Consider the following 26,713-nt stretch of genomic DNA (forward strand, 5'->3'; position numbering starts at 1 on the left):
CTATGCCCCAATAATAAAGGTCATTGTCGCTTCACAAACCTTTTTGTCTTCAACATAGGCCGTTGCTTGTCCAATACCAATATTACCTTTTTGCTTAACGATCACCATTTCCATCTTTAAAACATCTCCTGGAACGACTTTTTGACGAAAACGAACTTTATCAATCCCACCTAAATAACCTGTTTTACCTTCGAATTCAGGACTTTTCAAAAGTGGAATCGATCCTGTTTGAGCCAAAGCTTCTAAAATTAAAACGCCTGGCATAACTGGTTCCCCTGGAAAATGGCCGGGAAAAAAGTGCTCATTGTAGGTCACATTTTTCACTGCGACTACACGCTTCCCTGGTTCAAGTTCTAATACTTTATCAACCATCATGATTGGGTAACGATTGGGAATAATTTCCATAATTTCTTGAACATTTAATTGCATTAGTTTACCTCCTGGCTAATTTCGAATAAGGGTTGTCCGTATTCGACCATAGTATCATTTTTTATTAAAACAGCTGTTATTGTTCCAGTTATTGGACTAGGAATATCATTCATTATTTTCATCGCTTCCACAATGCACAAGGTTTGACCTTTAGTAACCTGTTGACCCACCGAAACAAAAGAGGGTTCTTCTGGTGCTGGGCTTGTATAAACCATCCCCACTAAAGGTGATGTGATTGCTTCACCTGTTGCGATAGGGAAATCTACACTTACAGACTCTTCTTGTGTTTCTTGTGAAGTCTTATGAAAAAATGTGCCATCTGATTGGTCTATCTGATTATCTGAACCAATCGATTTTTCCTCTTTAAAAGATTGGTATTTAGATTGTTTATTTTTGTTGAGATATAGTGAACTATTGTTATCTGAAAACTCTAACTCACGTACGTTACTTTCATCAAATTGAGTAAGTAATTCTTTTAATTCAGTAATGGTCATTAGTTATCTCCTTGCCATTTTTTAAATAAACAGACGGCATTGTGCCCACCAAATCCTAATGAATTACTCATAGCATAGGTCACTTCTTTTGAGCGTCCAACTTGTGGCACATAATCTAAATCACACTCTTGAGCAACTTGTTGTAAGCCTATTGTAGGAGGAATAAAATCATCACAGATAGCTTTAATACAAGCGATTCCCTCAATTGCCCCTGCAGCTCCTAACAAATGCCCCGTCATACTTTTAGTACTTGAAATAACAACCTGACTAGCTGCTTCACCTAAGGCATATTTAATAGCTGTTGTTTCTGCCACATCGTTAGCTGGCGTACTTGTGCCATGAGCATTGATATAATCGACTTGACTTGGTGTAATCTCTGCCTCTTCTATAGCATCTAACATACAACGTCCAGCACCTGAACCATCAGGATTAGGACTTGTCATATGATAAGCATCACTCGTCGAACCATATCCTACAACTTCGCCATAAATATTAGCTCCTCTTGCTAAAGCATGCTCCATTTCTTCTAACATTAGCATACCCGCTCCTTCCCCCATCACAAATCCGTTTCGATTCTGGTCAAAGGGAATAGACGCTTTGTTGGGATCAGTCTCAGTACTTAAGGCGGTTAAGGCAGCAAATCCCCCAATACCAATCTCACAAATAGTGGCTTCTGATCCTCCAGCTATGACAAGATCAGAGTAACCATGCTTAATTGATCTAAAGGCTTCACCAATCGCATTCGTACCAGAAGCGCATGCCGTCACTATTGAGGTACAAATACCTTTTGCACCTAAATAATAAGAAATATTTCCTGCCACCATATTTCCTATAGCCATTGGGACAAAAAATGGGGCAATCCGTTTTGGTCCTTTTTCTTTCATTTTGATAACTTGTTCTTGTATTGTTTGCATTCCACCAATACCAGAACTTGCAATAACACCAAAGCGGTGGACATCAACTTCTTCTATTTTTAAGCCACTATCCTCCATTGCCTGTAAAGCAGCTGAGACACCATAGATTGAAAAAAGATCCATTCGCTTAGTCGCTTTTTTTTCCATATACAAGGTAGGATCAAATTCTTTCAATTCTGCTGCAACTGTAATACCAGTTTCTTTAGCATCAAATTTTGTAATTGGTCCAATACCGTTGTACCCTTTTTTTAAGTTTTCCCAGAAAATATCGGCAGTATTTCCGACTGGAGTCACTGCTCCTAATCCAGTTATGACAACTCGTTTCATGTGATTACCTCTCTTTCAACCTAACTTTTAGTAACTAATAATTTCTACTGCATGACCATGCCACCATCAATATTGATAACTTGTCCTGTTACATAGTTTTGCTTAGCTAAGAAATAAGCAACTTCTGCAACATCTCTTGGTTGACCAAATTTTTTAAGGGGAATTTGATTCTTAACCTCATTTTTCACTTTATCGCTTAAACTAGCTGTCATCTCTGTTTCGATATAACCTGGCGCAATGGCGTTACAACGAATATTACGCGAGGCAAGTTCTCGTGCTACAGATTTTGTCAAACCAATTACACCCGCTTTACTGGCAGCATAATTGGCTTGACCCGCATTACCGGTCAGTCCTACTACACTTGTTAAATTGATAATACTGCCACTTTTTTGTTTTAAAAAATAACTTGTACTCGCTTGAATCATATTAAAAGTACCCGTTAAATTCACTTGGATCACTTGATTAAAATCATCTTGCGTCATCCTCATTAACAATTTATCTTGTGTGATACCTGCATTATTAACCAGTACATCTAAACGACCAAAGGTCGTTAACGTTTCCTCAACTAACCGACTTGCCTGTTCGGATTCTTGAACTTCTCCTGCTATATAATGAACGTGGTTCCCCCACTCTGTTAGCCATTCCGGCACCTGCTTAGCACGCCCATTGATCACAACGTTAGCACCTTTCATTAAAAATTCAATGGCAATTGCTTTTCCAATACCGCGTGTACTACCAGTGACTAATGCTACTTGTCCTAACATATTAAGTCTCCTTTATTTTTCAATTCTACTAATTCAGTTAAATGAGTAGTCTTTTCAACATTGTAAATTGTCTTTCCCTTTGTAATTTTTTTGATAAAATGACTTAGGGCTGTTCCAGGACCAATTTCTATAAAAACGCTGACCCCTTCATTCGATAAGGTCTCTACGCTTTTTTGCCATAAAACAGGCGATTTTACCTGTTGAACCAATAAAGATTGACAATTTTCTGCTGTGATTACTTCTCCAGTAACATTACTGATTAATGGTATGTCACTTTTAGCAAACTGATAGTGAGTCAATTCTTGTTCCAATTGTTTAGCGGCCGGTTCTAATAATGGCGTATGAAATGGTCCGCTAACATTTAAGGGAATCACAGCCTTGGCACCTGCTTCTTTTAATAAGGTTTTAGCAAATGCTAACGCTTCAAGCTCCCCTGATATGACAGTCTGATTTGGCATATTATAATTAGCTGGTGCGACAAGACCTTTGCTACTAACTAATTGACAGATTGAAGCAATCCTGTCACTGGATAGCCCCATAACTGCCATCATTGACCCTTGATTGTTAGGAACAGCTTCTGTCATAAATTTACCGCGTTGCTGCACAATTTTCAGTGCATCTGAAAAGCTGAGTCTGCCGCTGACTACTAACGCGCTGTACTCTCCTAAACTCAAACCTGCAACATAAGCCGGTTTAATACCAAATTTATTAATCAGTAAACGTGATATCGCTACGCTAACTGTTAAAATTGCAGGTTGTGTATAACGTGTCTCATTTAAACAATTATTTTCTTCAAAACAGATTTGTTCCAAATTAAAACCTAACGTTTTCGACGCTTCTTCAAAAGTTGCACGTATCTCTAAATAATCATCATACAACTCTTTACCCATTCCTTGATATTGAGCCCCTTGACCATTAAATACAAAAGCAATTGTCATGATAAGCCTCCTAATTTTAAGATAACCAACGTGTTGCTTGTTCAATCGTGTCACAACATTCCGACACCAACTCATCGATAATTTCTTGACAAGTTTGACCTTCTTTCTTGACAAGTCCAGCAATTTGTCCTGACATCATGGAACTATTGACAGTATCGCCATCTATCACTGCCTTTTTTAAAACGCCCTTACCTAAATCTTCTAGACGCTCCCAATTGGGTTTTTCTTTACCCATTTCTTCACGCTCAGCTTGATCATAAAGACGAGTTAATTTATTTCGTAAACCACGTACCGGATGCCCCGTACTAATACCAGTAACAGTGGTATCAATATCTCTTGCTTTTAAAATCGCCTTTTTAAAATTTTGATGAATAACGGTTTCTTTTGCCACTAAAAATCGCGTTCCTAGCTGAACACCTTCAACCCCTAACATTAAAACCGCTGCCATACCACGTCCATCGCCAATTCCACCAGCAGCAATGACTGGGATTGAAACAGCATCGACAATTTGAGGCACAAGGGCTAATGTTGTTAATTTTCCAATATGTCCGCCAGCTTCCATCCCTTCAACTACAACAGCATCTGCACCTGCTTTTTCCATTTTTCTAGCTTGTGCAACTGAAGCGACAACAGGTATCACAACAATTCCTGCCTCTTTAAATCTTGGCATATATTTAGCGGGTGTTCCTGCACCTGTTGTTACAACTTTTACACCACACTGACATACTACGTCGACAATCGCCTCCACATGTGGAGAAAGTAACATAATATTAACTCCAAAAGGGCGCTTGGTTAAGGTTTGTGCTTTTCTTATTTGAGCTTCGACAAACTCTCTTGGGGCATGACCTGAGGCAATAATACCTAAACCACCTGCATTAGATACCGCACTTGCCAATTCTGCTTCAGCGACCCATGCCATGGCTCCTTGAAAGATAGGATAATCAATCCCTAATAATTGACATACTTTAGATTTTTTCATTAATTTTCTCCACTTTTATTAGTTATTTTAATTTTTTTTAATAAAAAAGTAGTAGTCAAACCTCATGGTTTAACCCTACTTTTTTAGAACATTTTACTTTTCAGCTAATTGACGATCAACTAATTCTACTAGGTCTTTAACAGTGTTTAACCCTTCATCTGTTTCAATTTTGACATCAAATTCATCTTCAATATCATTAATAATTTGGAATAAATCTAAACTATCCGCCTCTAACTCTTCACGGAAATTTGTTGTTAAAGTTACCTCATCGTTTTCTTTACCTAATTGATCCACGATAAGTTCTTGAATTTTTTCGAATGTTGTCATGTTTAAATCCTCCTATTGGTTGCTACAATTATTTTTTATTTTATATAAGCTGGCTAAATGATAATTAAAGGTTAAGAAGAATGCTTCCCCACGTTAATCCACCACCAAAACCAGTTAATAATACTTTTTGTTGTGAGCCTAACACTAATTGCCTCTCTAATACTTTATCCGCTAATAATAAGGGGATGGAGGCTGCCGATGTATTCCCATAATCAGCTATGTTACTTAAAAATTTAGTTTCAGGAATACCTGTTTTTTTGCTTAAAACCGCTAAAAGACGTTGATTAGCTTGATGAGCTAAAACATAGTCTAAATCCTTCATAGCGACAGATGAATTATCAAAAAGCGTTGTGATATTTTCAGCTACTGTTTGCGAAACAAAATTAAATATCTCTCGCCCATTCATTGTTAGAAAATCTAACTCTACTTTTGAGCTATCCCCTTCCAAATGAAAGGTGGTAGCGCCTCCTCCTTTTAAATGTGAGGCACAAGACCCATCGGAGCCTAGTGATTCCTCCCATACAGTCAAATTTGAAGTATCACTAGCTTCCACCAAGACACCCGCGGCACCGTCTCCAAATAAAATTGCTGTACTACGGTCTTGCCAATTAACAAGGCGAGACATAATATCAGCACCTATTACGAGACCACGCTGATAATTACCTGAATTTATAAATTTTTCAGCTGTCGCCAAACCGTAAATAAACCCTGAGCAAGCCGCACTAACATCCATAGCAAAGGCTTTAGAAGCACCTAATTTTCCCTGAACCAAGCAAGCAACGGAAGGCGTTGCATAATCTGGTGTCATGGTCGCGATGAAAATAAAATCCAATTCATCAGCTGCTAGCCTTGCTTGTGCTAACAAATCTTTAGCAACCATCACACACAATTCTTCCAAACTTTCAGATTCAACTAGATAACGTTGTTGAATCCCTGTCCGTGATTGAATCCACTCATCATTTGTTTCCAAATAACAAGCTAATTCTTGATTATTAACAACTCGTTTAGGGAGCGCTTTAGAGACTGCCCTTAATTTCATGTTAGTTCTCTTTTTAATCACTACCACTTCCTTTAATAATACTGTTCTAAGAATAAATGAAGATTTTTCAGGCCTTTAACTAAGGCTGCTTGTTCTGATTCTTCCATATCAGCTAAAGCTGACTCTACCATTTTTTTATGGAAGTGTTGGTGCGAACGATAAAATAAACGACCTCGATTTGTCAACTTTAACCTCACAACACGGCGATCTTTATCGTTACGTAGACGTTCAACGTATCCTTTTTTTTCTAGGTTGTTAATGGCTACAGTCAATGTCCCTACTGTGACAGATAATTCCTTTGCTACCTCACTAGATGTTTTTTCACCATGCAAGCCTATGGCATCAATTGTGTGCATTTCTTTAACTGACAAGTCATCAAATTCGCCTTTTTGTAATTCAGTTTCTTCAATTGTTAATATATCGTTAAAAACTGTTACTAAGTAATCATTGACTTGAGATAATTTATGATCCATCCATTTCTCCTCATCTCTTTTTATTACTTTGAACATCAAACCTTTTGATAATCAAAGTATATGTTGATAATCCAAAAAAAGCAACACTTTTTTTATATCTTTCTGATTTCCTTTATCCTCATAATAATTCCTACTATTAATTGGTTTAAAAATACGCAACACTTTTTTTCATAAAAAGGAGGTAATCTGTATTCACTTGGCATCGTTGCTTGTTTTTGACTGTTTTTGATTGTTAAAGAATGATAATGATGCTATTATATAATTAAGGAGGCGATTTTTTGCTCACTGAAGAACGTCAAAAATATATATTAGAACAATTATCACATCAAAAAATTATAAAAACTCAGACTTTAGTAACTAAATTAGATGCATCAGAATCAACAATTAGAAGAGACTTACAAGAAATGGAAGCCGCTGGCTTGTTAAAAAGAATTCACGGTGGTGCCAAGCAACTAATGAAGTTAGATACAGAACCAGATATGCTGGAAAAATCGTCTAAAAACCTTCATGAAAAACAAATAATCGCAAAGTATGCATCAGACTTAGTCAAAAATGGCGATTTTATTTACCTCGATGCTGGGACTTCAACTTATGAAATGATCCCCTTTCTGAAAGGAAAAGAGATTCATGTTATTACCAATTCGGTCTATCATGCAAATGCATTAGTTAATTTATCTATACCGACAATGATTATCGGTGGCACAATACGATTAAAAACCAAAGCTGTTATCAATGCTTTTAGCGTACAACAATTAGAATTGTTACGTTTTGATAAAGCCTTTTTAGGGATTAACGGTGTTGACGCCAACGCTGGTTTGACAACACCGGATCCTGATGAAGCAATTATGAAAAGTACGGCAATACAACAGAGTGAACAACTGATTGTTTTAGCTGATGCTTCCAAATTTAATAAAGTATCATTTGCTAAAGTAGCTGAGATCGATGCAGGTCTAATTCTTACTAATAGTTTGCCTGAAGAAGATCATGCTATTTATACACAACTAACAACAATAAAGGAGCTTGTCTTATGATTTATACCGTTACTCTAAACCCCTCAATCGATTATATCGTCCGTGTGACTGATATTGAATTAGGTCAATTAAACCGTGCTGACTCACAAGACAAATACCCTGGTGGTAAAGGGATTAATGTTTCTCGTATCTTACAACGTTTAGGTACTCCAACAACTTCACTAGGTTTTATTGGTGGTTTTACAGGTGATTTTATTCAAAAAACTTTACAGAATGAAGGAATTATTTGTGATTTCACTACGATTAAGTCCGATACCAGAATCAATATTAAGTTAAAAGCGACTTCCGAAACTGAAATAAACGGACAAGGTCCTCACTTAAACACACAAGACATACATGATTTAAAAGAAAAACTTTCTAGGATTCAAGCTGGAGATATTGTCGTTTTAGCAGGTAGTCTCCCTACTCAATTACCAATTGATTTTTATAATCAACTAATCGAGATTATCAAAGAAAAACAAGCCGACTTTGTGATTGACACAACTGGGGATAGTTTATTAAAAGCCCTTGTACACCAACCGCTTTTAATAAAACCAAATCACAATGAGCTAGCGGAAATCTTTCAGACTCAGTTCACTTCGGTGACTGACATATTGCCTTACGGCCAAAAATTATTGGATATGGGAGCACAAAATGTCCTGGTGTCAATGGGTAAAGATGGTGCATTGCTCTTCACTTCCGATGGCAATTACCGCTCCACTCCAATCGAGGGTACTTTAAAAAATTCGGTAGGTGCTGGAGACTCCATGGTAGCTGGCTTTATTAGCCAACTTGCTTTTGATCGCCAAAACATTAAAGAAGCTTTCACTTATGGAGTAGCCTGTGGCAGTGCAACTGCTTTTTCAGATGATTTAGCTACAACTACAGCTATTAAACAGTTACTTAAGACAGTTAAACTAACAAAAATTGCCTAACAAATCAAAGGAGACTACTATGAAAATTACAGACTTACTATCGCCAAATGTAATGATTTTAAATCTAAAAGGAACAACAAAACATAGTGTAATTGAGGAAATGGTTGAAGAACTTGCCAAAAATAATCGTATTACTGATTCTGAATTATTTAAAACTGGGATTTTAGCACGTGAAGCGCAAACTTCAACTGGACTAGGTGATGGTATAGCCATGCCTCATGCTAAAAATGCTGCTGTAAAAAAAGCGACCGTTCTTTTTGCTAAAAGTCATGCTGGGGTTGACTATGATGCCCTTGACGGTCAACCTACTTATCTATTCTTTATGATTGCTGCACCAGAAGGAGCAAATGATACTCATCTACAAGCATTGGCGGGATTATCACGCTTACTAATGAAATCAGAGTTTACTGCGAAACTAAAAGATATTGAAACCGCCGAAGAAGTTTATGCTCTTTTTTCAGAAGCCGAGCGGGATGATGAAGAATCGGCGCAACAAAATACGGAAGTAATCGAGCCCTTAACAGAGGATCAACCATTTGTCGTAGCTGTCACAGCTTGTCCTACAGGGATTGCTCATACTTATATGGCTGAAGATGCTTTAAAAACCAAAGCCAAAGAAATGGGCATTGCTATCAAAGTAGAAACAAATGGTTCAGATGGAATTAAACACGCTTTAACAAGTGAAGAGATTTCACGGGCTAAGGGCGTTATTGTCGCAGCAGACAAACAGGTTGAAATGGCACGTTTTGCCGGAAAACCTGTATTAAATCGTCCTGTCAGCGACGGGATTAGAAAAACAGAAGAACTATTAACTAAAGCTAGTCTTGGAGAGGCACCTCTCTATCAAAGCAGTGAAACAACAAATACAAAAGAAACCGAAAATTCAAGTGGCTCGATTGGTTCACAAATCTACAAACATTTAATGAATGGTGTGAGCAACATGCTTCCTTTTGTAATCGGTGGCGGAATTGTGATTGCCCTAGCCTTTATGCTAGATCAAGGGATGGGTGTTCCACAAACTGAGTTGGCTAATTTAGGAAGTTATAATTTCATTCCAAGTCAATTAAAAATGGTTGGAGACGCAGCCTTTAGCTTTATGTTACCAATCTTAGCTGGATTTATCGCATCAAGTATTGCTGATCGTCCGGGATTAGTTGCCGGATTTGTTGCTGGAGCCTTAGCAGCTTCTGGAGGAGCTGGTTTCTTAGGCGCATTAATTGGTGGGTTTGTTGCTGGATATGTCTTAATTTTCTTAAAAAAACTATTAGCTAAGTTACCACAATCGCTAGCTGGAATTAGAACCATATTATTTTATCCAGTCTTAGGTGTCTTGATTACTGGGGCTTTAATGTTATTAATAAATATTCCCATGCAAGCTGTCAATACTGGCTTGAATAATTTTTTAAATAACTTATCTGGTGTCAATGCAGCTTTATTAGGTGCATTACTAGCCGGTATGATGTCAGTTGATCTAGGTGGTCCTGTTAATAAAGCAGCGTACGTTTTTGGAACTGGTACACTTGCTACAACAGTTGCAAGTGGCGGTAGCACTGTTATGGCAGCGGTCATGGCAGGCGGTATGGTCCCTCCTTTAGCTATTTTTATTGCAACATTGTTATTTAAAAATAAATTTTCTGAAAAAGACCAACAAGCTGGTCTCACTAATCTTGTAATGGGTGCTTCTTTTATTACAGAAGGTGCGATTCCCTTTGCTGCTGCTGATCCTTTAAGAACCATTCCTGCTTTTGTAGTCGGATCAGCTATTACCGGTAGTTTAGTCAGTAATTTAGGCATAAAATTAATGGCACCACATGGTGGAATTTTTGTTATTCTATTGGTTAATCGTCCTCTACTATATATTGGCTTTATTATCTTAGGAGCCTTTATCAGTGCCTTCATTTTAGGCGCTATACGTAAACCTGTTCCTAACTAAAAAAGAGACTTCGGTCTCTTTTTTTTAGCTTCACATCATTAAAAAACTATATGTAAATAACATTAATTTTCATGAAAAAACTATTATTCTTTTGGTGTCCCTTATTTATGGTATTCACCCACACCCTTTGTTATAATCGATAACATCGTCATTGAATCTTTGGAGGGATACACGATGCTTGAAGAACGCTATCTTGAATTAAAAGCTGCTGAAAAAGGAGCAGTTATTAGTATTTTAGCTTATATTTTAATTTCTACCTTAAAACTAACTGTCGGAATTTGGGCTCACTCAGCAGCCCTTAAAGCAGATGGTTTGAATAATTTTACCGATATCATTGCCTCATTAGCAGTCCTGATTGGTTTGCGTCTAGCAAGACGTCCTGCTGATGATGATCATCGTTATGGTCATTGGAAAGTCGAAACTGTGGCAAGTATGGTGACATCTTTTATTATGTTGCTAGTGGGGGGACAAGTTTTAATTAGCTCTATCAAATCTTTTTTAAATAACGAAACAACAAGACCAGACCCTTTAGCAGCCTATGTTGGCATTTTTTCAGCACTTATTATGCTTGGTGTTTATTTTTATAATCGAAAACTGGCTAATCGTGTGCGCAGCGGAGCTTTATTAGCAGCGGCTAAAGATAATCTATCTGATGCTTACACTAGTATTGGTACAGCAGTGGCCATCTTTGCTGCTAGCTTAAATTGGCATTGGTTAGATAATGGTGCGGCTTGTATCGTTGGCTTGATTATTATTAAAACCGGCCTAGAAGTTTTTTCCGAAAGTGCTTTTTCCTTATCAGATGGCTTTTCGGAAGATTTACTCAAAACCTATAGCAAAGAAGTCATGACCGTTCATGGCGTTCGCCAAGTCAGTGAGATTCGTGGACGAACCTACGGTGCTAATATTTTTATTGATGTTGTTGTCTTAATGGATGGCGATTTGAGTGTCAATGAAAGTCATGATATTACTGAGCACATTGAATTTATCTTACACGAAAAATATGGCGTATTTGATACCGATGTCCACGTCGAGCCCTATAAAGAGTCAGCTTTTTAAAAAGCTGACTCTTCTTTTACTAAAAACACCCATTTTAGGTTATAATATATAAGTATCAATATGTGAGAGGAGCATTCGATGAAAATTGCCATAATTGGTGGAGGAATTGTCGGAACAACAACTGGCTATTACTTAACTCAAAAAAATGATGAGGTCACGATATTTGATGAAAAAAAAGGGCAAGCAACAAGTGCTGCTGCTGGTATTATCTCCCCTTGGTTATCCCAACGTCGTAACCAAGAGTGGTATCAACTAGCCAAAGCTGGCGCTAAACTCTATCCAGAATTAATGACAGATTTAGGTGTCACTGGCAGTTCCGATATCTATCAACAAGTTGGAACGCTATTATTCAAAAATAACGAAAAATTACTAAATAAATTATATGATATTGCTATTGAGCGTCGAATCGACGCCCCTGAAATAGGTAACATTGAGATTTTATCACCTACAGAAATAAAAGAAAAAATCCCCTTATTAAATCCAAGTATGCCTGGATTATTTGTCTCAGGTGGGGCTAAGGTCGATGGCCGTAAACTGATTGAGCACTTAATCACTTGTTTTAAAGCTAACGGTGGGGTTTTTCTCTCAACAAAAGTACTTGCCATTAGCCCTACTTCTCAAGGGTGGCAAATAGAAACTCAGGATGATAAACAACTTTTTGATAAAATTGTTTTAGCCACAGGGGCTTGGTTACCATCACTTTTAACCCCGCTAGGCTTTTCTGTTGACATTCGCGGGCAAAAAGGACAATTAATTGAGTTAAAAATCGACGAAGATACTAAAAAATGGCCGGTGGTAATGCCACAAGGAGAAAGCGATATTATTCCTTTTAGTAATGGACAGTTATTGGTCGGAGCAACCCATGAAAATGAACAAGGATATGATTTAACTGTAGATCCAAAGGTAGTAGCCGACATGCTAGCGACCGTCACTAACCTTGCGCCTAATTTAAGTGAGGCCGATCAAATCGAAACACGTGTAGGGACACGTGCTTATAGCTCTGATTTCTTACCATTTTTTGGTGAAGTAAAAGAACTTCCTAACTTATTTGTAGCCAGCGGGCTAGGCTCATCTGGTTTAACTATTGGACCTGTCATTGGTCAAACCTTGGCGTATTGGCTACATGAAGAAGAAACACCTTTAAAACCCGTTTCTTATTCACCTAACAATTATATTATTAAACACTAAAAGAAAGTAGGTAATTTATCATGGGATTAAAATTCAAAAAAGATGACCGCTTAGAAAGAGCCTTTGACTCATTTGCTTTTGACCCTTTAAAAGAAGAAGTTAATGCCAAAGCTCAAGCTGCTCGTGAAGCTGCAGCTAAATTTTTAGAAGAAGAAACAGACCACTCTGATCAAGAATCAGTCGACGACTAGGTTAAAAGAAAAAGACCTCAAAAAGGTCTTTTTCTTTTAGCTATAGGAAATATTTTGGTTCTTAAATTACGACGTGCAATTTCAAAAATAATTAGTCCCCCTGCAATGGCACCTGCTACAACCATCACACTTAAACCATACTCTACTGCCTTCGTGTACTGACCTGTAATCAAACTATAAGTCATTTTATATGAAGTTCCCCCAGGAACAAGTGACGTGATGCCAGGGATATTATAAAGAGTTGCTGGTGTCCGGCGCCACCGAGCAAGATAATAACTAATTGCTGCAATGGTCAATGACCCTAAAAAATTAGAAAGAGCTGGTCCCAATTCTAATAAATTAGCTGCCCAATAGACCAACCAGCCACCAGTGCCACACAAGCCAGCATAGACCCAGCCACTTTTAGGTACTTGCCAAATAATAGCAAACCCCACTGCTGAGATAAAACTTAATGCAAATTGTTCGATAAATTTTAATACCATCTCTGACATCATCTCTACCCCATCACACCAAAGGATGCAGCAATTCCTGCACCTATCATCATTGCGATAATCAGAGCCTCAACTCCTCTTAATACACCTGAAAGCATGTGTCCTTCCTGTAAGTCTCGAATTGTATTAGTCAAAGCTACTCCTGGTACCAAAGGCATAATACTCCCAATAATCATATCGTCTAATGAAAATCCCCAACCGATTTTTATCATAATAAAAGCAAGAGACCCCATGATAAAAGCTGAAATAAACTCATCTATATACTTTAATCTTAAATAAGTAGCACTAATATAATACGCACCATATCCCCCTGCTCCGACCAAGCAAGTCGCAAAAAAATCAGGCCATGTCCCGCCTAGTAAAATCATCAAACACCCACTGATTAAAGCTGAACTTAAAATTTTAAGCCAAACTTGGGTTGGTGCTTTATAGCGCTCGACTTCACGCAATTGTTTATTTAATTCTTTAATTGTAATCCTATTTGTAGAAAGTCCCCAAGATAAATCATTAACCCAAGAAACTTTTCCTAAATTAGTCGTTCGTTCACTGACCCGTTTCATTTGAATATTTTTCGTACTTTCTAAACTCATTAAAACAACTGTTTGCGTTACAAAACTAATGCCTTCTTCTTCTTGACTCGCTGCGATGCGATTCATCGTATCTTCCACTCGATACATCTCTGCACCATTTTCGAGCATGACTTTGCCTGCTAAAACACAGGTCTCTAATAAAAAGTTTTTTTCTTCCAAAGACATTGCCTCCTCACAATTGACTTGTTATTTCTCTCAACTATCTTTTCTACATCTTCCACATCATAACAAGTCATCATAGTATATGGCAACGTTTTAATTAAAAAACTAATGACTTTCTAAACTATTTCACATCACTTATTGATAATTAAACAGTTGTTTTAATCACTCATTCTTAGTTAAGGAAATAACTTTACGAATTTTTGCCAAACTCGCCTCAGAATGTTCTTGATCATGATACATGACATTCACAAACAGTGCATCTATAATACTTAATTGCGTAATTCGTGAGGCCAAAGCTTCAGATCGATATTCGACTTCTTTTGACGTCGACAACAAACAAATATCTGACAGTTCTGCTAATGGCGACAATAAAAAACTCGTAATTACTATTAAATGAGCACCATTTTTTTTCACCTGCCCAGCTATTTGCAAGCTATCTTGGCTCTGGCCAGTATGTGAAATAATCACTGCTGTGTCTTTTTCTGTTAGGCGTGCCGCTTGCATTAATTGAATATGACTATCTGTACTACAACTAACATCTAATGGGCTTCTTAAAAACTTATGATACGCGTCCATAGCAATAACATTTGAACCGCCTATCCCAAAAAAATAAATACGATCTGATTGCCTTAGCAAATCAATCGCTGCTGCTACTTGAGCTCCATCTAACAAGTCAACCGTGTCATTTAAAGCTTGTCGATTTGCTTCAAAAACTTTTTTAGCAATTGTTTTTGGTGAATCTTCCCTAGTAATCCCCTCATAAATTTCATTTTCAATACCTGGCTCGTTTTTTTTAAACGAAGCTAGGTCAATTTTAAATTCTTTATATCCTTTATACCCCAAACGTTGGCAAAATCGAAAGACCGTTGATTCAGCCATGCCTAACTGACGTGACAAATCACCTATTGATTGATGAATAATTCTTTCGGGAAAGTTTAAAATATAATCAGCAATTTGTTGTTCTTTACGACTAATATCTCGATATACGGCATTTATCTTTAATTCTATTGGATTTTTCATGGAATAACCCTTTCTTCTATATTAATTTATTTAAAGTGTTTTTTACTTTATTATTGTCATTTTTATTATAACATGACAATTCGGAAATAAAATTTCATTTTAACTTGAAAAGAATAAAATTTTATTCTATACTTAAGAAAATAAAATTTTATTTAGGAGTGACGAATAATGGAATTAGGAATTATTGGTTTAGGAAAAATGGGACTAAATTTAGCACTTAATATGACACGCCAAGGTCATAAAGTTGTTGGAACAGATATTAATAGTGACTCACGAAAACAAGCAACCAAAGAAAATATCCCTACAGTTGACACGCTTTCTGACTTATTAATGACTTTACCTGAAAGAAAAATAGTGTGGATAATGGTTCCTAACGGTGATCCTTTACAAGCTGTATTGGATCAAGTTATCAATCAATTAAATCCGAATGACATTGTTATAGATGGAGGAAATTCAAATTACAAAACCTCTCAGGCTCACGGAAAGCGCTTTGCAGATAAAGGAATTCACTTTTTTGATGTCGGGACTAGTGGTGGAACTAGTGGTGCAAATAATGGTGCTTGCTTGATGATAGGTGGTAATAAAGAAATCTTTTCTGAAATTGAACCTCTATTCCAAGGAATTTCAGTAGAAAATGGTTATATGTATGCTGGAGAAGTTGGTAGTGGTCATTTCTTAAAAATGGTTCATAATGGAATCGAATATGGGATGATGCAAGCAATAGCTGAAGGCTTTGATGTCCTTGAGGGTGGCCCTTTTGATTACAATCTTGAAGAAGTAGCTAAAGTTTGGAATAACGGATCAGTTATTCGTTCATGGCTAATGGAGTTAGCAGAGGATGCCTTTAAAGAAGATGCCAAATTAGATAACATAAAAGGAATTATGAACTCTTCTGGGGAAGGGAAATGGACTGTTGAAACAGCCTTGGATTATCAAGTTCCCACACCGGTTATTGCCTTATCATTAATGATGCGTTATCGTTCGCTTTACGATGATACCTTTACTGGTAAAGTAGTCGCTGCTTTACGTAATGGTTTTGGTGGACATGACGTTGAAAAAAAATAATAAAAAACAAGGTGAGTTAAATAACTCACCTTGTTTTTTATTTAAATGATTGAACATATGGGAGACGTTCGACTGTTACGCCTGCAGAAGCGCCTCTAACCCACTCTTTGTCTATCAACTTTTCAAAATTTTCAGAACGCCCGGTTAACATTACTCCCATCATTTTAACTTCCTTATAGGACTTTCCTTCATTATTTTTAAGCAACTGCTTCAACTCACTCTGTTCTTGTTTATTTGAAATTTTTTTGGCTACTTTAAAAAATTCTGCAAAATCTTCTTCAATAAATTTTGAGGTTTGGTATTTTTCTTCAATATTTATTCCATACTTCGGCATTCCGGCTGGACCTAATTCTTCTTTTGGCTGATCCTCTGGTTTAATGTCCAACCAATACCACACTTTATTCAGCTTCATAGAAGAAGGAATCAAGTCTTGAATTTCTTGATAAGTATAGGCTTTATCAAAGGAAATTGCTACTTCCACGACATGATTATCTAACTGGGTAACTGACTTTAAATCATTTTTAACACCGTCATAATAATTTTTGATATAAGGACTATAAAATGATGCTACTTTCTGTTTAGTTTGTTTATCATACTCATAGCTATCCCTCTCTCCTAGATAAAAACCTGGAACCAGTTCATTGTAATTAATTGATGAATTCAACCAAGTATAACGACTAGTTAATGTACTCCAAGGGACGATATAGCCATTAATATTTTTAGAACGATTTGTGATAACTGTACCACTTGTCATACCACTTTGACCTAATGTTTGTGAATCAATCTGAATATTAGGTGCAGAGAGGACCTGTTGATCGAATAACGTTTCATTTAAATAATCTGACTGCCTTCTAGCAAAATAGTTCGCTGTCTTATAAATAACTGGTAGAGCTAAAATGAACACAACCAAACTAATTAGGATTGTTTTTACTAATTGCTTGCGTTTCGCTCTTTTTAAAGCCTGTGAAACTGACCCTACCTTTTTTTTATCTAAGTTCATTTATCTTCCTCCTCTAATAATATCCTTGCTGCTTTTCTAGCACGATATAGTAGTGTTCTAACATTATGTTCTGAATAATTTAAAACAGTTCCAATTTCTTCGTAACTCAATTCATAATAATATTTGAGCATTAAAATTTCCCGATACTCTTCTTTAAGTTCTGTTAAAAGTTGGACTAATTGATCTCGCTCAAGCCAATTCACATCTAGCTTTTGACTACTATCATCCGCATCAAATACTTGTTTTACCAACCTTTTTCCAGTCTTCTCACGGCGTTTCATGTCAATCAAATTGTTCATTGCTACTCGGTAAAACCAAGCACGAATCGTTCGTGGTGATAAATCATCTGTTAAGATCAACATTTTATAAAAAGTGTTTTGAACAGCATCCTCAGCATCTTCTTTAGTCGCTCCTTTACTAATCAAATAACGTTTAACTTCCACTGAAATTGTTAATAACTGTTCATCAAAACTTGGTTCATGAGACCCGTCCTTCTTAAAAAACAACATATCCCCCCCTCTTTGCGACCCCTACACTTATAAGACGAATAAACTCATCAAAAGTATACACCTTTTTTAAGAATTATTTGCCAAAAAAAAAAGCAACAAGTTTTACTTGTTACTTTTAATAAACTATTAAAGAATGCCAATCCCGACTAACATACCTAACACAAAAGAAATCACCCACAATATCCAGACACCAATGCTAAATTGATGAAATTTAGCTTTTGCTGCTTGACTCCCTTTTTTATAAACCCAAATGGCCCAAATGAAATGTAGCCCCATTAAAATTAAGGCGGCTCCTCCTGTTAATTGATGTAAACCAAATACAGACCCTCCATTATCACTCGCAATTCGATTCATCAAAGTAGTTCCTGTCGTATCAAAGACTAAACCACCGGCAAAAAACAATAGATGTTTGAATTGAATAGTTCCACTCAATTTTTCACCAAAAACCCCAATACTGTATAAGACTAGCGCAACCATCATGGACCCGCTAGCTAAGATTAAATCCAAACTCATTTTATTACACCCTCACTTTATTTTATTTTTTTATTGTTTAACGCAAAAGTTAATAATAAGATAACTGCCGAAGCTAGTGTGCTCATTAAAAACATATGTTGATAAGCTAGATGTGCTGTATCATAAAAAATTGTTAACATCTGTGACTGTTCGATGCTTTGTGGTAATTCTTTAATACTCAATAAAGTCGCTTCCACCGAAGAAGTCTTAACGCTAGCCAAATTTTGGCTCACATACTCTGTTGGTAGTGATTCTTTGACAGTTGGTAGAAAAGAATCAAAGCCCCCTTGAATAAGAGCGGCATAGATAGTTGGTGCAATTGTTAAACCAACTTGTCTACTAACTGACAAAGTACCTAGTGCAGAACCTTTTTCTTCTCCCGCCGCTTCTGAGGCTAAAACTGACAAGGGTGCACCCATCAACATACCAAATCCAAGACCCGTAATGGAAGAAGTCACTAAGAAACTAGTGATGGTAGTGCTTAGAAATGCTAAACTACCAAAGCCTACCATTGCAATAAAACTTGCCATCACAATTGTCTCACGAGCACCTTTTTTATCTACAAAACGACCGCCACTACCTGCTCCTACAATTGAAGCCAGACCAATTCCTGACATATATACCCCTGCCTGGTTAGCAGATATTCCCAAACGGTGTTCCACATAACTTGGAATGTAAACAAAAATGGCAATCAACGTTCCTGTTAACAAGCCCATCACTAAGGTCAACATAAAGTTACGATTTGTTAATAAATGATAAGCTAAAATAGCATCAACATCTTTCTTTTCATTCGCTTTTTCAATAGTAAATAAACCAATAAATAAAGCAATCCCAATCCCTAAAAAAATCAACACAGTTGGACTAACTAAACTAGCTAATAAATTTGACTGGTCTAAATTAGTAATAGCTAACATAAAACTTAAAATACCTAGACTAAGGAAAACAGTGCCCCAATAATCTGTCCGTTTTAATACAGTTACTTTTGTTTCTGGGATCCACATCATCCCTGTAATAATGATAATCACAGCAATTGGAATGTTAATTAAAAATAACCAGTGCCATTTATGTGTCATATTTAACACTAAACTTCCGACATTTGGCCCAACGACCGAAGCAATACCATTAACTGCGCCAAGCATTCCCAACAATCCACCTTGTTTATCTTTAGGAAACACTGTTAATACAAATGAACTAGCAATAATAAAAATACCACCGCCGCCTAAGGCTTGTATAAAACGAGCACCTAAGAAGAAAATAAAAGTTGGGCTAATGGCAACTAAAAGTGACCCTATTGCAAATAAAATAATCTCCATGATAAATAATTTTTTACGACCATATCTGTCCGCTAATTTACCAATAATAGGAGTCGAAATTGCCATTCCTAAGGTGTATAAGGTAATCCCCCAAGAACCTTGAACTTCTGAAATATTAAAAGATGTATTGATAGTCGTCAATGCTGCTGAAATAATCCCATTATCTAGTGCTGACATAAAGACCCCTAAAACCAGGACCATCATTGCCAGTTTTTCAGTTCCTTTTTGATTTATCTTTGTCATAATTTTGTCATCTCTTTCTTTTTTAAAGTGACAGGGTGTCACTAATACACTATTGATTATAGTGACACCCTGTCACTATGTCAACAAAAAAAGATAATTCTTTTAAGAATTATCTTTTTAACCAAGTATAAGAAAGATTGTTTTTTTGTAAAAATGCTCCATTGACTGTTACACCAATGCCTAATCCTTGAGGTACTTTCATTTTACCAGCTTCCATTAACAGAGGTTTTTCTAAAATATCTTCATAAAAATAACGATCTGATGCCGATATATCTCCGGGCAAACCAAATTCTGTCCTAGAAGCTAATTGCAAGTTTAAAGCTCTACCTACACCCGATTCAAACATACCACCTAACCAGACTAATATCTGTTTGTCACGGCAATAGTCTATAATCTTTAAAGCTTCTGTAATTCCTCCAACGCGTGGAATCTTCAAATTGATACTTCGACAACTCCCTAAAGCTACTGCTACTCGACAATCATTTACCGTCCGAATATTTTCATCTAAGCAAAGTGGCGTGTTCAACTCTTTTTGTAAGATAGCATGATCTAAAAAATCATCAGCTGCAAAGGGCTGTTCAATCATTACTAAATTTAAACTATCTAATGCTTTCAAATCAGTTAAATGTGATAAATCATAAGCTGAATTCGCATCTGCCATTAACATAAGATTAGGAAATTTTTTTCTTATAGCTGATAATGGGATAATATCATAGCCTGGCTTTATCTTCAATTTTACTCGTGTATATCCCTCTTCGACATAGTCTGACACACGCTTCAACAATTCCTCTGTTGAGGCGACCATCCCCATGCTGACACCCACCTCTAATTGATCTGTTGCCGATTCTAAGATAACCCCTAAACTTTGTCCTGTTATTTTAGCATATAAATCCCAGACTGCTGTCTCAATGGCTGATTTAGCCATATAATTCCCTCTGACGACTTGAAACCATTCCCAGATTTGTGTGGGATTTTCAATTTTACGATTTAAGATAAGTGGCAACAAGTGGTCCTTAATAATCAGACGTGAATTGGGGAGGGTTTCTTCAATATAATCTGGCGTCTCGAACGCTACTAATTCGCCATAACCAATATGACCAGACTCAGATGTTAAGCAAATAATATCAAAAGCCTTCTCCGTTAAAACACCATAACTCGTTTTAAAGGGGCTTTTTAGAGGCAAACGAATCTGAAATAGTTCTACTTTGCTAATGCTAAAATTTTCTTCCTTCTCTCTGACTATTCTAACCATTTTATGATTACCTCACGAAATTTATTTGGAGCCTCTAAATGGACACAATGTCCAACATTTGATATTACTTCTTGTTTTAAACATGGGTGACTAGCCTTCATTCTATTAGAGATAGCACAAAATTTACTATCCAATTCGCCTGCAATATATAGAATTGGACACCTTATTTCTACTAAAGATTGCCAATAATTAGGCTGGCTCCCAGTTCCCATTTGTTTTAAACTTTGGGCTAATCCCTCTTTATTTTGTTTTAATCGCTCTGCTCTAAGTCTAGCTTGAACATCGGGTGTTAAGGCTTTCTGACTAGCAAATAAAGGAATATTTTCCCACTTATCTACAAAATCAGTTAAAGGATGTGACTGAATATAAATTGCCAACTGCTCATCACTCTGACGTCTGAGTAAACGTTCCTCCGGTTTAGCTAAACCTGGGGAGCCACTTTCTAAAATAAGAGTGTCCATTAATTCTGGGTAAATAATAGCGAGTGCTAGAGCAACTCTTGCACCCATCGAATAACCTAATAAATGTTTTTTACCAGGAACTAAGAAATTAATTAAGCTAGCAAGATCTTGACATAACTCTACCATCTGATAGCGGAATGCTTCGATAACTACAGTTGACTGCCCATGCCCTAATAAATCTACTACTAATACATTATACTGAGTCACTTGCTTCAAAGATTCATGAAAAGTTGCTCCTGTCCCTGTAAAACCATGTAAACAAATAAGAGTTGCTTTATTTTGATCAAATGGTCTTAAAAATTCATAATGATAAGTAGCATCTCTAATGTTTAACTTCATTTACTAGCCCTCTCAAAGGCTTTTTCTAGATCAGCTAAAATTGCCTCATATAAAGCAACTGGCTCTGATTGTTGTCCTGTTACTTCGATAAGTCTAAATTTTGGCTCGGCAATCGCCAAGTCTAACACTTCTTTAAACTCAACTAGAGTAGCTGGTTTGGCATACTCCGCTTCGTATAAACTGGCAACTTTACTAATATCCAAATTTAAGGGCGTCCCAAATAACGGGACAAAATCATGACTTTCTAACTGACGTTGTGATAAAAATGAGAAAATACCTCCCCCATTATTATTCAATAAAACGATCGTAATCGGGAGATTGAATTGTTTCATCAACTGCAATCCATTCATATCATGGAATAACGTTAAATCTCCTACTAATAAAAATAGTGGCTTATTAGGTTTAGCTAGACTAAGACCAGCACTTGTCGAAATAATCCCATCAATTCCATTAACTCCGCGATTACCAAAAATATGATATCGTTTCTGATTACTTTTCCCGAATCTATCAACAAAACGGATAGCATTGCTATTAGCAACAAATAATTGGGCGTTTTCAGGTATTTTATTTAACAAAGTTAAACTAGCACTTGTTTCTGAATAAACAGAATTAAGTAACAAGGAATTTTCTAAAATTCCGGTTGTCGTTAGTTGATACCTTTTCCACTGATCTAGCCATTCACGATTCGTTTCAGCCAAGTCGGCTGTCAATAAACTTTGAACAAACCACTTTTCTGATACTGGTAAAATCATATCGCTACATTGCAATTGATCTTTCCAAGTTTTTTCTTCATCTACTAAAAGCCACTCAATAGTTGGTAACTTACTCAAGGCTTTTAACCATAACATAATATTTTTAGAAACTGGTAACACTCCGATTCTAATTATTACCTCTGGAACTAGTTCTTTAGGTTGTTGCGCTAAAAATAAATCGGCTTGTCTCATTAAGACTGACGCATTTTTGCCACAATTAGCTAAATTAGTTAATGGGTCCCCCATGATAGGCCAGCCCAGTTTTTCTGCTAAAGACAGACAGTCTTTTGCCATCTCAGGTGTTTGACTTCCACCAACAATAATCACTCCACGCTTGGTTGAACATGTTGTTATTAGTTCTCTTAAGTAGGCATCATCAAAACTTTCAACCGTTTCAAAAACTTGTGTAGTTTGCTTGTACTTCCAATCTAACTCCAAATCGGGTAATAAGGGTTCTCTAAGTGGTAAATTTAAATGGACTGGTCCTCGTGGTGTTTGACTTGCCAAATTAGTCATCTTCATTCCATGCCAGTAACTATAGCGATACATCGCTTCGCTTGCCTCTGGTACAGCTAACTCCATAAATTTTTTGACATGAGAACTATATAATTGTTGTTGCTCCATCGCTTGTGGTGCCCCCACATCTCTTAGTTCTGGAGGTCGATCTGTTGTCATTATAATTAAAGGCAAATTAGTTGCCTCTGCTTCACAGATAGCTGGATAATAATTAGCTGCTGCTGTACCTGACGTACAAACTAAACCAACTGGCTCTTTCGATTGTTTCGACATACCTAAAGCCACGAATCCGGCTGAACGCTCATCCACATCTACCACCGTCATAATAGTTGGATGGCGATATAATAATAAAGCTAACGGAGTGGAACGTGACCCAGGACTAATGACTACTTTCTTTATACCTGCTACCTCTAATCCCTGGATAAAAGCAATCAAATACTTTGTCATCGCTTCTTGCCAATTCATTCTCCTGTCACTCCTCTCAGCATAGGTTGAAATTTAACCCATGTCTCTTTTAATTCTAATTCAGGTATAGAATCTTCTACAATTCCACAACCACCATATAACATTCCTTTGTTTTTACTAAAAATACCTGATCTAATTCCAACTGCAAACTCGCCTTCATCACGTACTAAGTTTAGCCAACCAACTGGCGCACCGTAAAGACCTCTTCCTAAAAATTCCTTAGTAGCAATCCAATCTAGAGCGGCTTCTTTAGGTTCTCCACCTAAAGCTGGAGTGGGATGCAATGCTTCAAGACCCTCTAATAAGGAAACCCCGTTACGACGCTTGCCCTTAATTGGAATAAATAAGTGCTGAATATCCCTATTTTTTAGTAAGGATAACTTAGGTTGAATCATCGATCCCTCAATTAAATCAGCTAACTGATTTTCAATTCGTTGAATCACTACATGATGCTCATAAATATTTTTAGGATCTGTAAGCAGTGACTCGCTTAAAATTTGATCTTCTTTAGAGGTCTTACCTCGCGGTGCTGACCCTGCAATGCCTGCTGTTTTAAAGTAATTTTCATCTGCAGAAAGCAAGCGCTCTGGCGTTGCGCCAATAAAACTTACCTCACCAGATACCAAGGCAAAAAGATACGTATTGGTTTGTTGTTGAGCTAAATTTGCTAAAACAACTTCGCTTGAGATAACTTCTTCCGCTAGTATTTCTAAGTGACGTGCTAAGACAATTTTTTTTATTGGATTGGCAGCATCTTTTATTTCAGACACTGTTTCTTCTACCAATGTTAACCACTTATCAACTGCTAACTCTTGTTGTTTTATATGATACCCCTTTTGTAAAGTTACTGGATGGTTATCGTCAACTAATTGCTCTAGAGTAGTCATTATCGCTTGTCCCTCAAACCACTGGCTCTCTAACTCATCAAGGGTTTCAGCTACAAAATTAAATGTCACATAATTTTGTTCTAGTCCCTTAGTTACTAACACACGTGGCAAGTACAAATAGCCACGTTCTAAATCAGACCAATACTGACACTGAGCGTCTTCTTGATTAAAAGCAAAAGCACCTAATACTATTGCTCCTGCTCCATAAATCAGTCTATTTTGATAGATCAAGTTAGCCATTTTTTTTTGATATTTCAAAAGCGATGCCGGAGTCCCATCCTCCTCCTTAAATGTTAAGACTGACCCTAAAGCAACTAAGGTTAGTTCTTTTGTAGGGGTTTCCCAGTAAAAACGTTCGGCCTCGCGGGAGATCGCCTGTGCCCCTTTTTGATATATTGTTAAACTAGTTGCGTCTCCATTAAACTCTTGAATACAACTAAATAAACGCTTCCCTTCTGCAAAAGCTTCTTTTATTTCTTCTGGTAAGTTCATCATACAACCTCTTTCCAACCATTGTTTCTGATTAAATTATTGATCAAAATCATACTGGAGAATTAACTATATCCCCTATTCTAACTGATTTCTTGATTGTTGAAGTATCTCTCAATCATCACTTCAAATTATTTTATCGACATCTTTTATTATAGCATTTTTATTGATTAGACAGCTAGACGATGCTTACTAAAAAAACTAGCCACTAAATGTAAGTGGCTAGCTTTTCTGATTAATTATTTTTTATTAACTTAGCCAATAATCACTTTACCTTTCGGATAACGGTAATTTCCTTGATCATTTTCTTTACTAGTTAAAGAGAGTAAGACAGTAAAAATCCCTACTCGTCCAATAAACATCAGGCACATCACGATAATTTTCCCTGCTACTGTTAATTCTGGCGTTAATCCCATACTCAAACCTACCGTCGCTACTGCTGAAATAACCTCAAATAAAATATATTCAATACCAGCTTTTTCAGGAACTGTTTCTGTCATAAATAAAATTAAGGTAGCGCCTATGACTAATGTTACGTAAAGAAATAACATAACAAACGCCTTCATCACAGTATCGATGGGAATTGTTCTTTGACGAAATTCCGCTTCTTTTCGACCCTTTAAAACGCTTTTCACTTGAAGTAAGAGTACCCCAAAAGTAGTTGTTTTTAACCCACCTGCAGTTGATCCCGACGTCCCGCCAATAAACATTAAAAGCATAGTTATCATTAAACCCGCATAACTCATCTTCAAATAGTCACCGTTAAAAAAACCTGCAGTTCGTGGTGTGACAGCTAAAAAAAGAAAATTAAGCAACTTATCTCCTGTTTTTACAGTCTCTTGATAAAAGTTAGGATTTTGCCAATCTGATAAGATTAACCCTATAAAACCTCCTAGTAATAAACTAAGCGTGACAGTTAATGCTAGTTTGGTATGTAACGTTATTTTTTTGGTATGACGGTATTCAATTAGATCCAGCCAAACTAAAAAACCTAAACCACCGGCAATAATTAAAGCCGATATTACTAACAATACCAATGGATTAGATGTAAACGAGACTAAACTATCTCCAAACAAATCAAAACCGGCATTACAAAAAGCTGACACCGCATGGAAAATACTAAAAAATAGACCTTTTGTGAGCCCAAGTTTTGGAATAAAAACAAAACTTAGTAGCAAGGCTCCTATAGACTGGATAATAAATGATATTTTTAAAACAAACATCATGACCTTAACAACACCTGCATACGTGTCAATGTTAAGTGTATCTTTTAAAAGTAAGCGTGAGGAAAAGGAGATTTTTTTTCTCAACATAATCAGAAATAAAATCCCTACTGACATAAACCCTAAGCCTCCAATCTCAATCAATAGCAATAAAATACACTGTCCAAAACTAGTAAATTGCTCAGAAACGGTCACCGTTGATAAACCTGTAACACAGACCGCTGATGTTGCTACAAATAAAGCATCAATAAAAGGAAGATTGCCTTGTTGATTACTAATGGGCAACCATAGAAACAATGCTCCTACTAGAATCAAAGCTAAAAATCCTAATGTTATAAGTTTCCCAGGTGGGATTTTTATGGTCTGATGTTTTGTTTGAAATAAATGTTTTTTTCTCATTTTTTTGTATCCTATCTTTTTATT

The 26,713-nt window shown here is 36.6% G+C and carries 28 protein-coding genes; 7 read left to right on the plus strand and 21 right to left on the minus strand.

Annotation, left to right across the window (positions count from 1 at the left end):
- From fabZ to fabT, 9 genes are all read right to left on the minus strand, one after another.
- Window positions 1–429: a 3-hydroxyacyl-ACP dehydratase FabZ gene (gene fabZ, locus OL234_RS07455; protein ID WP_275468617.1), complete on the minus strand. Its 429-nt coding sequence runs from the start codon at window positions 427–429 to the stop codon at window positions 1–3.
- The gene (gene accB / locus OL234_RS07460) at window positions 429–923 is read right to left on the minus strand and encodes an acetyl-CoA carboxylase biotin carboxyl carrier protein (protein ID WP_275468618.1); all 495 of its coding nucleotides are present in this window, start codon (window positions 921–923) and stop codon (window positions 429–431) included. Before accB ends, fabZ begins: the two co-directional genes overlap by 1 nt.
- Window positions 923–2,164, minus strand: coding sequence for a beta-ketoacyl-ACP synthase II (gene fabF, locus OL234_RS07465; protein WP_275468619.1), 1,242 nt, complete (start codon window positions 2,162–2,164; stop codon window positions 923–925). The genes accB and fabF overlap by 1 nt, the downstream gene beginning before the upstream one ends.
- A gap of 44 nt (window positions 2,165–2,208) precedes the next feature.
- On the minus strand, window positions 2,209–2,928 hold the full coding sequence (gene fabG / locus OL234_RS07470) for a 3-oxoacyl-[acyl-carrier-protein] reductase (RefSeq protein ID WP_275468620.1): 720 nt from the start codon (window positions 2,926–2,928) through the stop codon (window positions 2,209–2,211).
- Window positions 2,922–3,866 (minus strand): ACP S-malonyltransferase, encoded by a 945-nt coding sequence (gene fabD, locus OL234_RS07475; RefSeq protein ID WP_275468621.1) that lies wholly within the window; start codon window positions 3,864–3,866, stop codon window positions 2,922–2,924. The genes fabG and fabD overlap by 7 nt, the downstream gene beginning before the upstream one ends.
- A 16-nt stretch (window positions 3,867–3,882) precedes the next feature.
- The gene (fabK, locus tag OL234_RS07480; protein ID WP_275468622.1) at window positions 3,883–4,845 is read right to left on the minus strand and encodes an enoyl-[acyl-carrier-protein] reductase FabK; all 963 of its coding nucleotides are present in this window, start codon (window positions 4,843–4,845) and stop codon (window positions 3,883–3,885) included.
- A gap of 93 nt (window positions 4,846–4,938) precedes the next feature.
- Complete coding sequence (locus tag OL234_RS07485; protein WP_275468623.1) at window positions 4,939–5,172, minus strand: acyl carrier protein; 234 nt, start codon at window positions 5,170–5,172, stop codon at window positions 4,939–4,941.
- Window positions 5,173–5,236: 64 nt separating this feature from the next.
- Window positions 5,237–6,211, minus strand: a complete 975-nt coding sequence (locus OL234_RS07490) for a beta-ketoacyl-ACP synthase III (RefSeq protein ID WP_275468624.1) — start codon at window positions 6,209–6,211, stop codon at window positions 5,237–5,239.
- Between the two features lie 32 nt (window positions 6,212–6,243).
- Window positions 6,244–6,684, minus strand: a complete 441-nt coding sequence (gene fabT, locus OL234_RS07495) for a fatty acid biosynthesis transcriptional regulator FabT (protein WP_275468625.1) — start codon at window positions 6,682–6,684, stop codon at window positions 6,244–6,246.
- A 278-nt stretch (window positions 6,685–6,962) separates the two neighbouring features.
- On the opposite strand from fabT, the gene OL234_RS07500 reads away from it, so the two are divergent.
- From OL234_RS07500 to OL234_RS07525, 6 genes are all read left to right on the plus strand, one after another.
- Window positions 6,963–7,715 carry a DeoR/GlpR family DNA-binding transcription regulator gene (locus OL234_RS07500; protein ID WP_275468626.1) on the plus strand — a complete coding sequence of 251 codons (753 nt, stop codon included), beginning with the start codon at window positions 6,963–6,965 and terminating at the stop codon, window positions 7,713–7,715.
- Complete coding sequence (gene pfkB, locus OL234_RS07505; RefSeq protein ID WP_275468627.1) at window positions 7,712–8,629, plus strand: 1-phosphofructokinase; 918 nt, start codon at window positions 7,712–7,714, stop codon at window positions 8,627–8,629. Before OL234_RS07500 ends, pfkB begins: the two co-directional genes overlap by 4 nt.
- Before the next feature lie 19 nt (window positions 8,630–8,648).
- Window positions 8,649–10,562: a PTS fructose transporter subunit IIABC gene (locus OL234_RS07510; protein WP_275468628.1), complete on the plus strand. Its 1,914-nt coding sequence runs from the start codon at window positions 8,649–8,651 to the stop codon at window positions 10,560–10,562.
- A 174-nt stretch (window positions 10,563–10,736) separates the two neighbouring features.
- The gene (locus OL234_RS07515; protein WP_275468629.1) at window positions 10,737–11,621 is read left to right on the plus strand and encodes a cation diffusion facilitator family transporter; all 885 of its coding nucleotides are present in this window, start codon (window positions 10,737–10,739) and stop codon (window positions 11,619–11,621) included.
- Between the two features lie 78 nt (window positions 11,622–11,699).
- On the plus strand, window positions 11,700–12,809 hold the full coding sequence (locus tag OL234_RS07520; RefSeq protein ID WP_275468630.1) for an NAD(P)/FAD-dependent oxidoreductase: 1,110 nt from the start codon (window positions 11,700–11,702) through the stop codon (window positions 12,807–12,809).
- Between the two features lie 20 nt (window positions 12,810–12,829).
- Entirely contained in the window at window positions 12,830–13,000 is a 171-nt protein-coding gene (locus OL234_RS07525) for an SPJ_0845 family protein (RefSeq protein WP_275468631.1), read from the plus strand.
- Between the two features lie 17 nt (window positions 13,001–13,017).
- Here OL234_RS07525 and OL234_RS07530 read toward each other — a convergent pair whose 3' ends face one another.
- The 3 genes from OL234_RS07530 to OL234_RS07540 all read right to left on the minus strand — a co-directional run bounded on the left by OL234_RS07530 (window position 13,018) and on the right by OL234_RS07540 (window position 15,263).
- On the minus strand, window positions 13,018–13,494 hold the full coding sequence (locus OL234_RS07530) for a threonine/serine exporter family protein (protein WP_275468632.1): 477 nt from the start codon (window positions 13,492–13,494) through the stop codon (window positions 13,018–13,020).
- Window positions 13,495–13,496: 2 nt separating this feature from the next.
- Entirely contained in the window at window positions 13,497–14,240 is a 744-nt protein-coding gene (locus tag OL234_RS07535) for a threonine/serine exporter family protein (RefSeq protein WP_437184421.1), read from the minus strand.
- A gap of 165 nt (window positions 14,241–14,405) precedes the next feature.
- Window positions 14,406–15,263: a MurR/RpiR family transcriptional regulator gene (locus OL234_RS07540; RefSeq protein WP_275468634.1), complete on the minus strand. Its 858-nt coding sequence runs from the start codon at window positions 15,261–15,263 to the stop codon at window positions 14,406–14,408.
- Window positions 15,264–15,431: 168 nt separating this feature from the next.
- On the opposite strand from OL234_RS07540, the gene gnd reads away from it, so the two are divergent.
- The gene (gnd, locus tag OL234_RS07545; RefSeq protein WP_275468635.1) at window positions 15,432–16,328 is read left to right on the plus strand and encodes a phosphogluconate dehydrogenase (NAD(+)-dependent, decarboxylating); all 897 of its coding nucleotides are present in this window, start codon (window positions 15,432–15,434) and stop codon (window positions 16,326–16,328) included.
- 37 nt (window positions 16,329–16,365) lie between these two features.
- Here the strand turns inward: gnd and OL234_RS07550 are convergent, their stop codons facing one another.
- The 9 genes from OL234_RS07550 to OL234_RS07590 form a co-directional block, all read right to left on the minus strand.
- A complete protein-coding gene (locus OL234_RS07550; RefSeq protein ID WP_275468636.1) occupies window positions 16,366–17,328 on the minus strand; it encodes an anti sigma factor C-terminal domain-containing protein in 963 nt (320 codons plus the stop codon).
- Entirely contained in the window at window positions 17,325–17,837 is a 513-nt protein-coding gene (locus OL234_RS07555; RefSeq protein ID WP_275468637.1) for an RNA polymerase sigma factor, read from the minus strand. The genes OL234_RS07550 and OL234_RS07555 overlap by 4 nt, the downstream gene beginning before the upstream one ends.
- Before the next feature lie 126 nt (window positions 17,838–17,963).
- Window positions 17,964–18,350 (minus strand): HsmA family protein, encoded by a 387-nt coding sequence (locus OL234_RS07560; RefSeq protein WP_275468638.1) that lies wholly within the window; start codon window positions 18,348–18,350, stop codon window positions 17,964–17,966.
- A 17-nt stretch (window positions 18,351–18,367) separates the two neighbouring features.
- Window positions 18,368–19,906: an MFS transporter gene (locus OL234_RS07565; protein WP_275468639.1), complete on the minus strand. Its 1,539-nt coding sequence runs from the start codon at window positions 19,904–19,906 to the stop codon at window positions 18,368–18,370.
- Window positions 19,907–20,015: 109 nt separating this feature from the next.
- Entirely contained in the window at window positions 20,016–21,158 is a 1,143-nt protein-coding gene (gene menC / locus OL234_RS07570) for an o-succinylbenzoate synthase (protein ID WP_275468640.1), read from the minus strand.
- Complete coding sequence (gene menH, locus OL234_RS07575) at window positions 21,146–21,958, minus strand: 2-succinyl-6-hydroxy-2,4-cyclohexadiene-1-carboxylate synthase (protein ID WP_275468641.1); 813 nt, start codon at window positions 21,956–21,958, stop codon at window positions 21,146–21,148. The genes menC and menH overlap by 13 nt, the downstream gene beginning before the upstream one ends.
- The gene (gene menD, locus OL234_RS07580; RefSeq protein WP_275468642.1) at window positions 21,955–23,691 is read right to left on the minus strand and encodes a 2-succinyl-5-enolpyruvyl-6-hydroxy-3-cyclohexene-1-carboxylic-acid synthase; all 1,737 of its coding nucleotides are present in this window, start codon (window positions 23,689–23,691) and stop codon (window positions 21,955–21,957) included. Before menD ends, menH begins: the two co-directional genes overlap by 4 nt.
- The gene (locus OL234_RS07585; protein WP_275468643.1) at window positions 23,688–25,070 is read right to left on the minus strand and encodes an isochorismate synthase; all 1,383 of its coding nucleotides are present in this window, start codon (window positions 25,068–25,070) and stop codon (window positions 23,688–23,690) included. Before OL234_RS07585 ends, menD begins: the two co-directional genes overlap by 4 nt.
- Before the next feature lie 251 nt (window positions 25,071–25,321).
- Window positions 25,322–26,689: a TrkH family potassium uptake protein gene (locus tag OL234_RS07590; protein WP_275468644.1), complete on the minus strand. Its 1,368-nt coding sequence runs from the start codon at window positions 26,687–26,689 to the stop codon at window positions 25,322–25,324.
- Window positions 26,690–26,713: the final 24 nt, after the last annotated feature.

It is taken from the genome of Vagococcus intermedius (assembly GCF_029144185.1).
Classification (GTDB): domain Bacteria; phylum Bacillota; class Bacilli; order Lactobacillales; family Vagococcaceae; genus Vagococcus_D; species Vagococcus_D intermedius.

Excerpts from the sequence above, each read along its gene's own strand:
- fabZ (WP_275468617.1), bottom strand. The coding sequence starts at position 429 with ATGCAATTAAATGTTCAAGAAATTATGGAAATTATTCCCAATCGTTAC.
- accB (WP_275468618.1), bottom strand. The coding sequence starts at position 923 with ATGACCATTACTGAATTAAAAGAATTACTTACTCAATTTGATGAAAGT.
- fabF (WP_275468619.1), bottom strand. The coding sequence starts at position 2,164 with ATGAAACGAGTTGTCATAACTGGATTAGGAGCAGTGACTCCAGTCGGA.
- fabG (WP_275468620.1), bottom strand. The coding sequence starts at position 2,928 with ATGTTAGGACAAGTAGCATTAGTCACTGGTAGTACACGCGGTATTGGA.
- fabD (WP_275468621.1), bottom strand. The coding sequence starts at position 3,866 with ATGACAATTGCTTTTGTATTTAATGGTCAAGGGGCTCAATATCAAGGA.
- fabK (WP_275468622.1), bottom strand. The coding sequence starts at position 4,845 with ATGAAAAAATCTAAAGTATGTCAATTATTAGGGATTGATTATCCTATC.
- OL234_RS07485 (WP_275468623.1), bottom strand. The coding sequence starts at position 5,172 with ATGACAACATTCGAAAAAATTCAAGAACTTATCGTGGATCAATTAGGT.
- OL234_RS07490 (WP_275468624.1), bottom strand. The coding sequence starts at position 6,211 with ATGAAATTAAGGGCAGTCTCTAAAGCGCTCCCTAAACGAGTTGTTAAT.
- fabT (WP_275468625.1), bottom strand. The coding sequence starts at position 6,684 with ATGGATCATAAATTATCTCAAGTCAATGATTACTTAGTAACAGTTTTT.
- pfkB (WP_275468627.1), top strand. The coding sequence starts at position 7,712 with ATGATTTATACCGTTACTCTAAACCCCTCAATCGATTATATCGTCCGT.
- OL234_RS07510 (WP_275468628.1), top strand. The coding sequence starts at position 8,649 with ATGAAAATTACAGACTTACTATCGCCAAATGTAATGATTTTAAATCTA.
- OL234_RS07515 (WP_275468629.1), top strand. The coding sequence starts at position 10,737 with ATGCTTGAAGAACGCTATCTTGAATTAAAAGCTGCTGAAAAAGGAGCA.
- OL234_RS07520 (WP_275468630.1), top strand. The coding sequence starts at position 11,700 with ATGAAAATTGCCATAATTGGTGGAGGAATTGTCGGAACAACAACTGGC.
- OL234_RS07525 (WP_275468631.1), top strand. The coding sequence starts at position 12,830 with ATGGGATTAAAATTCAAAAAAGATGACCGCTTAGAAAGAGCCTTTGAC.
- OL234_RS07530 (WP_275468632.1), bottom strand. The coding sequence starts at position 13,494 with ATGATGTCAGAGATGGTATTAAAATTTATCGAACAATTTGCATTAAGT.
- OL234_RS07540 (WP_275468634.1), bottom strand. The coding sequence starts at position 15,263 with ATGAAAAATCCAATAGAATTAAAGATAAATGCCGTATATCGAGATATT.
- gnd (WP_275468635.1), top strand. The coding sequence starts at position 15,432 with ATGGAATTAGGAATTATTGGTTTAGGAAAAATGGGACTAAATTTAGCA.
- OL234_RS07550 (WP_275468636.1), bottom strand. The coding sequence starts at position 17,328 with ATGAACTTAGATAAAAAAAAGGTAGGGTCAGTTTCACAGGCTTTAAAA.
- OL234_RS07555 (WP_275468637.1), bottom strand. The coding sequence starts at position 17,837 with ATGTTGTTTTTTAAGAAGGACGGGTCTCATGAACCAAGTTTTGATGAA.
- OL234_RS07560 (WP_275468638.1), bottom strand. The coding sequence starts at position 18,350 with ATGAGTTTGGATTTAATCTTAGCTAGCGGGTCCATGATGGTTGCGCTA.
- OL234_RS07565 (WP_275468639.1), bottom strand. The coding sequence starts at position 19,906 with ATGACAAAGATAAATCAAAAAGGAACTGAAAAACTGGCAATGATGGTC.
- menC (WP_275468640.1), bottom strand. The coding sequence starts at position 21,158 with ATGGTTAGAATAGTCAGAGAGAAGGAAGAAAATTTTAGCATTAGCAAA.
- menH (WP_275468641.1), bottom strand. The coding sequence starts at position 21,958 with ATGAAGTTAAACATTAGAGATGCTACTTATCATTATGAATTTTTAAGA.
- menD (WP_275468642.1), bottom strand. The coding sequence starts at position 23,691 with ATGAATTGGCAAGAAGCGATGACAAAGTATTTGATTGCTTTTATCCAG.
- OL234_RS07585 (WP_275468643.1), bottom strand. The coding sequence starts at position 25,070 with ATGAACTTACCAGAAGAAATAAAAGAAGCTTTTGCAGAAGGGAAGCGT.
- OL234_RS07590 (WP_275468644.1), bottom strand. The coding sequence starts at position 26,689 with ATGAGAAAAAAACATTTATTTCAAACAAAACATCAGACCATAAAAATC.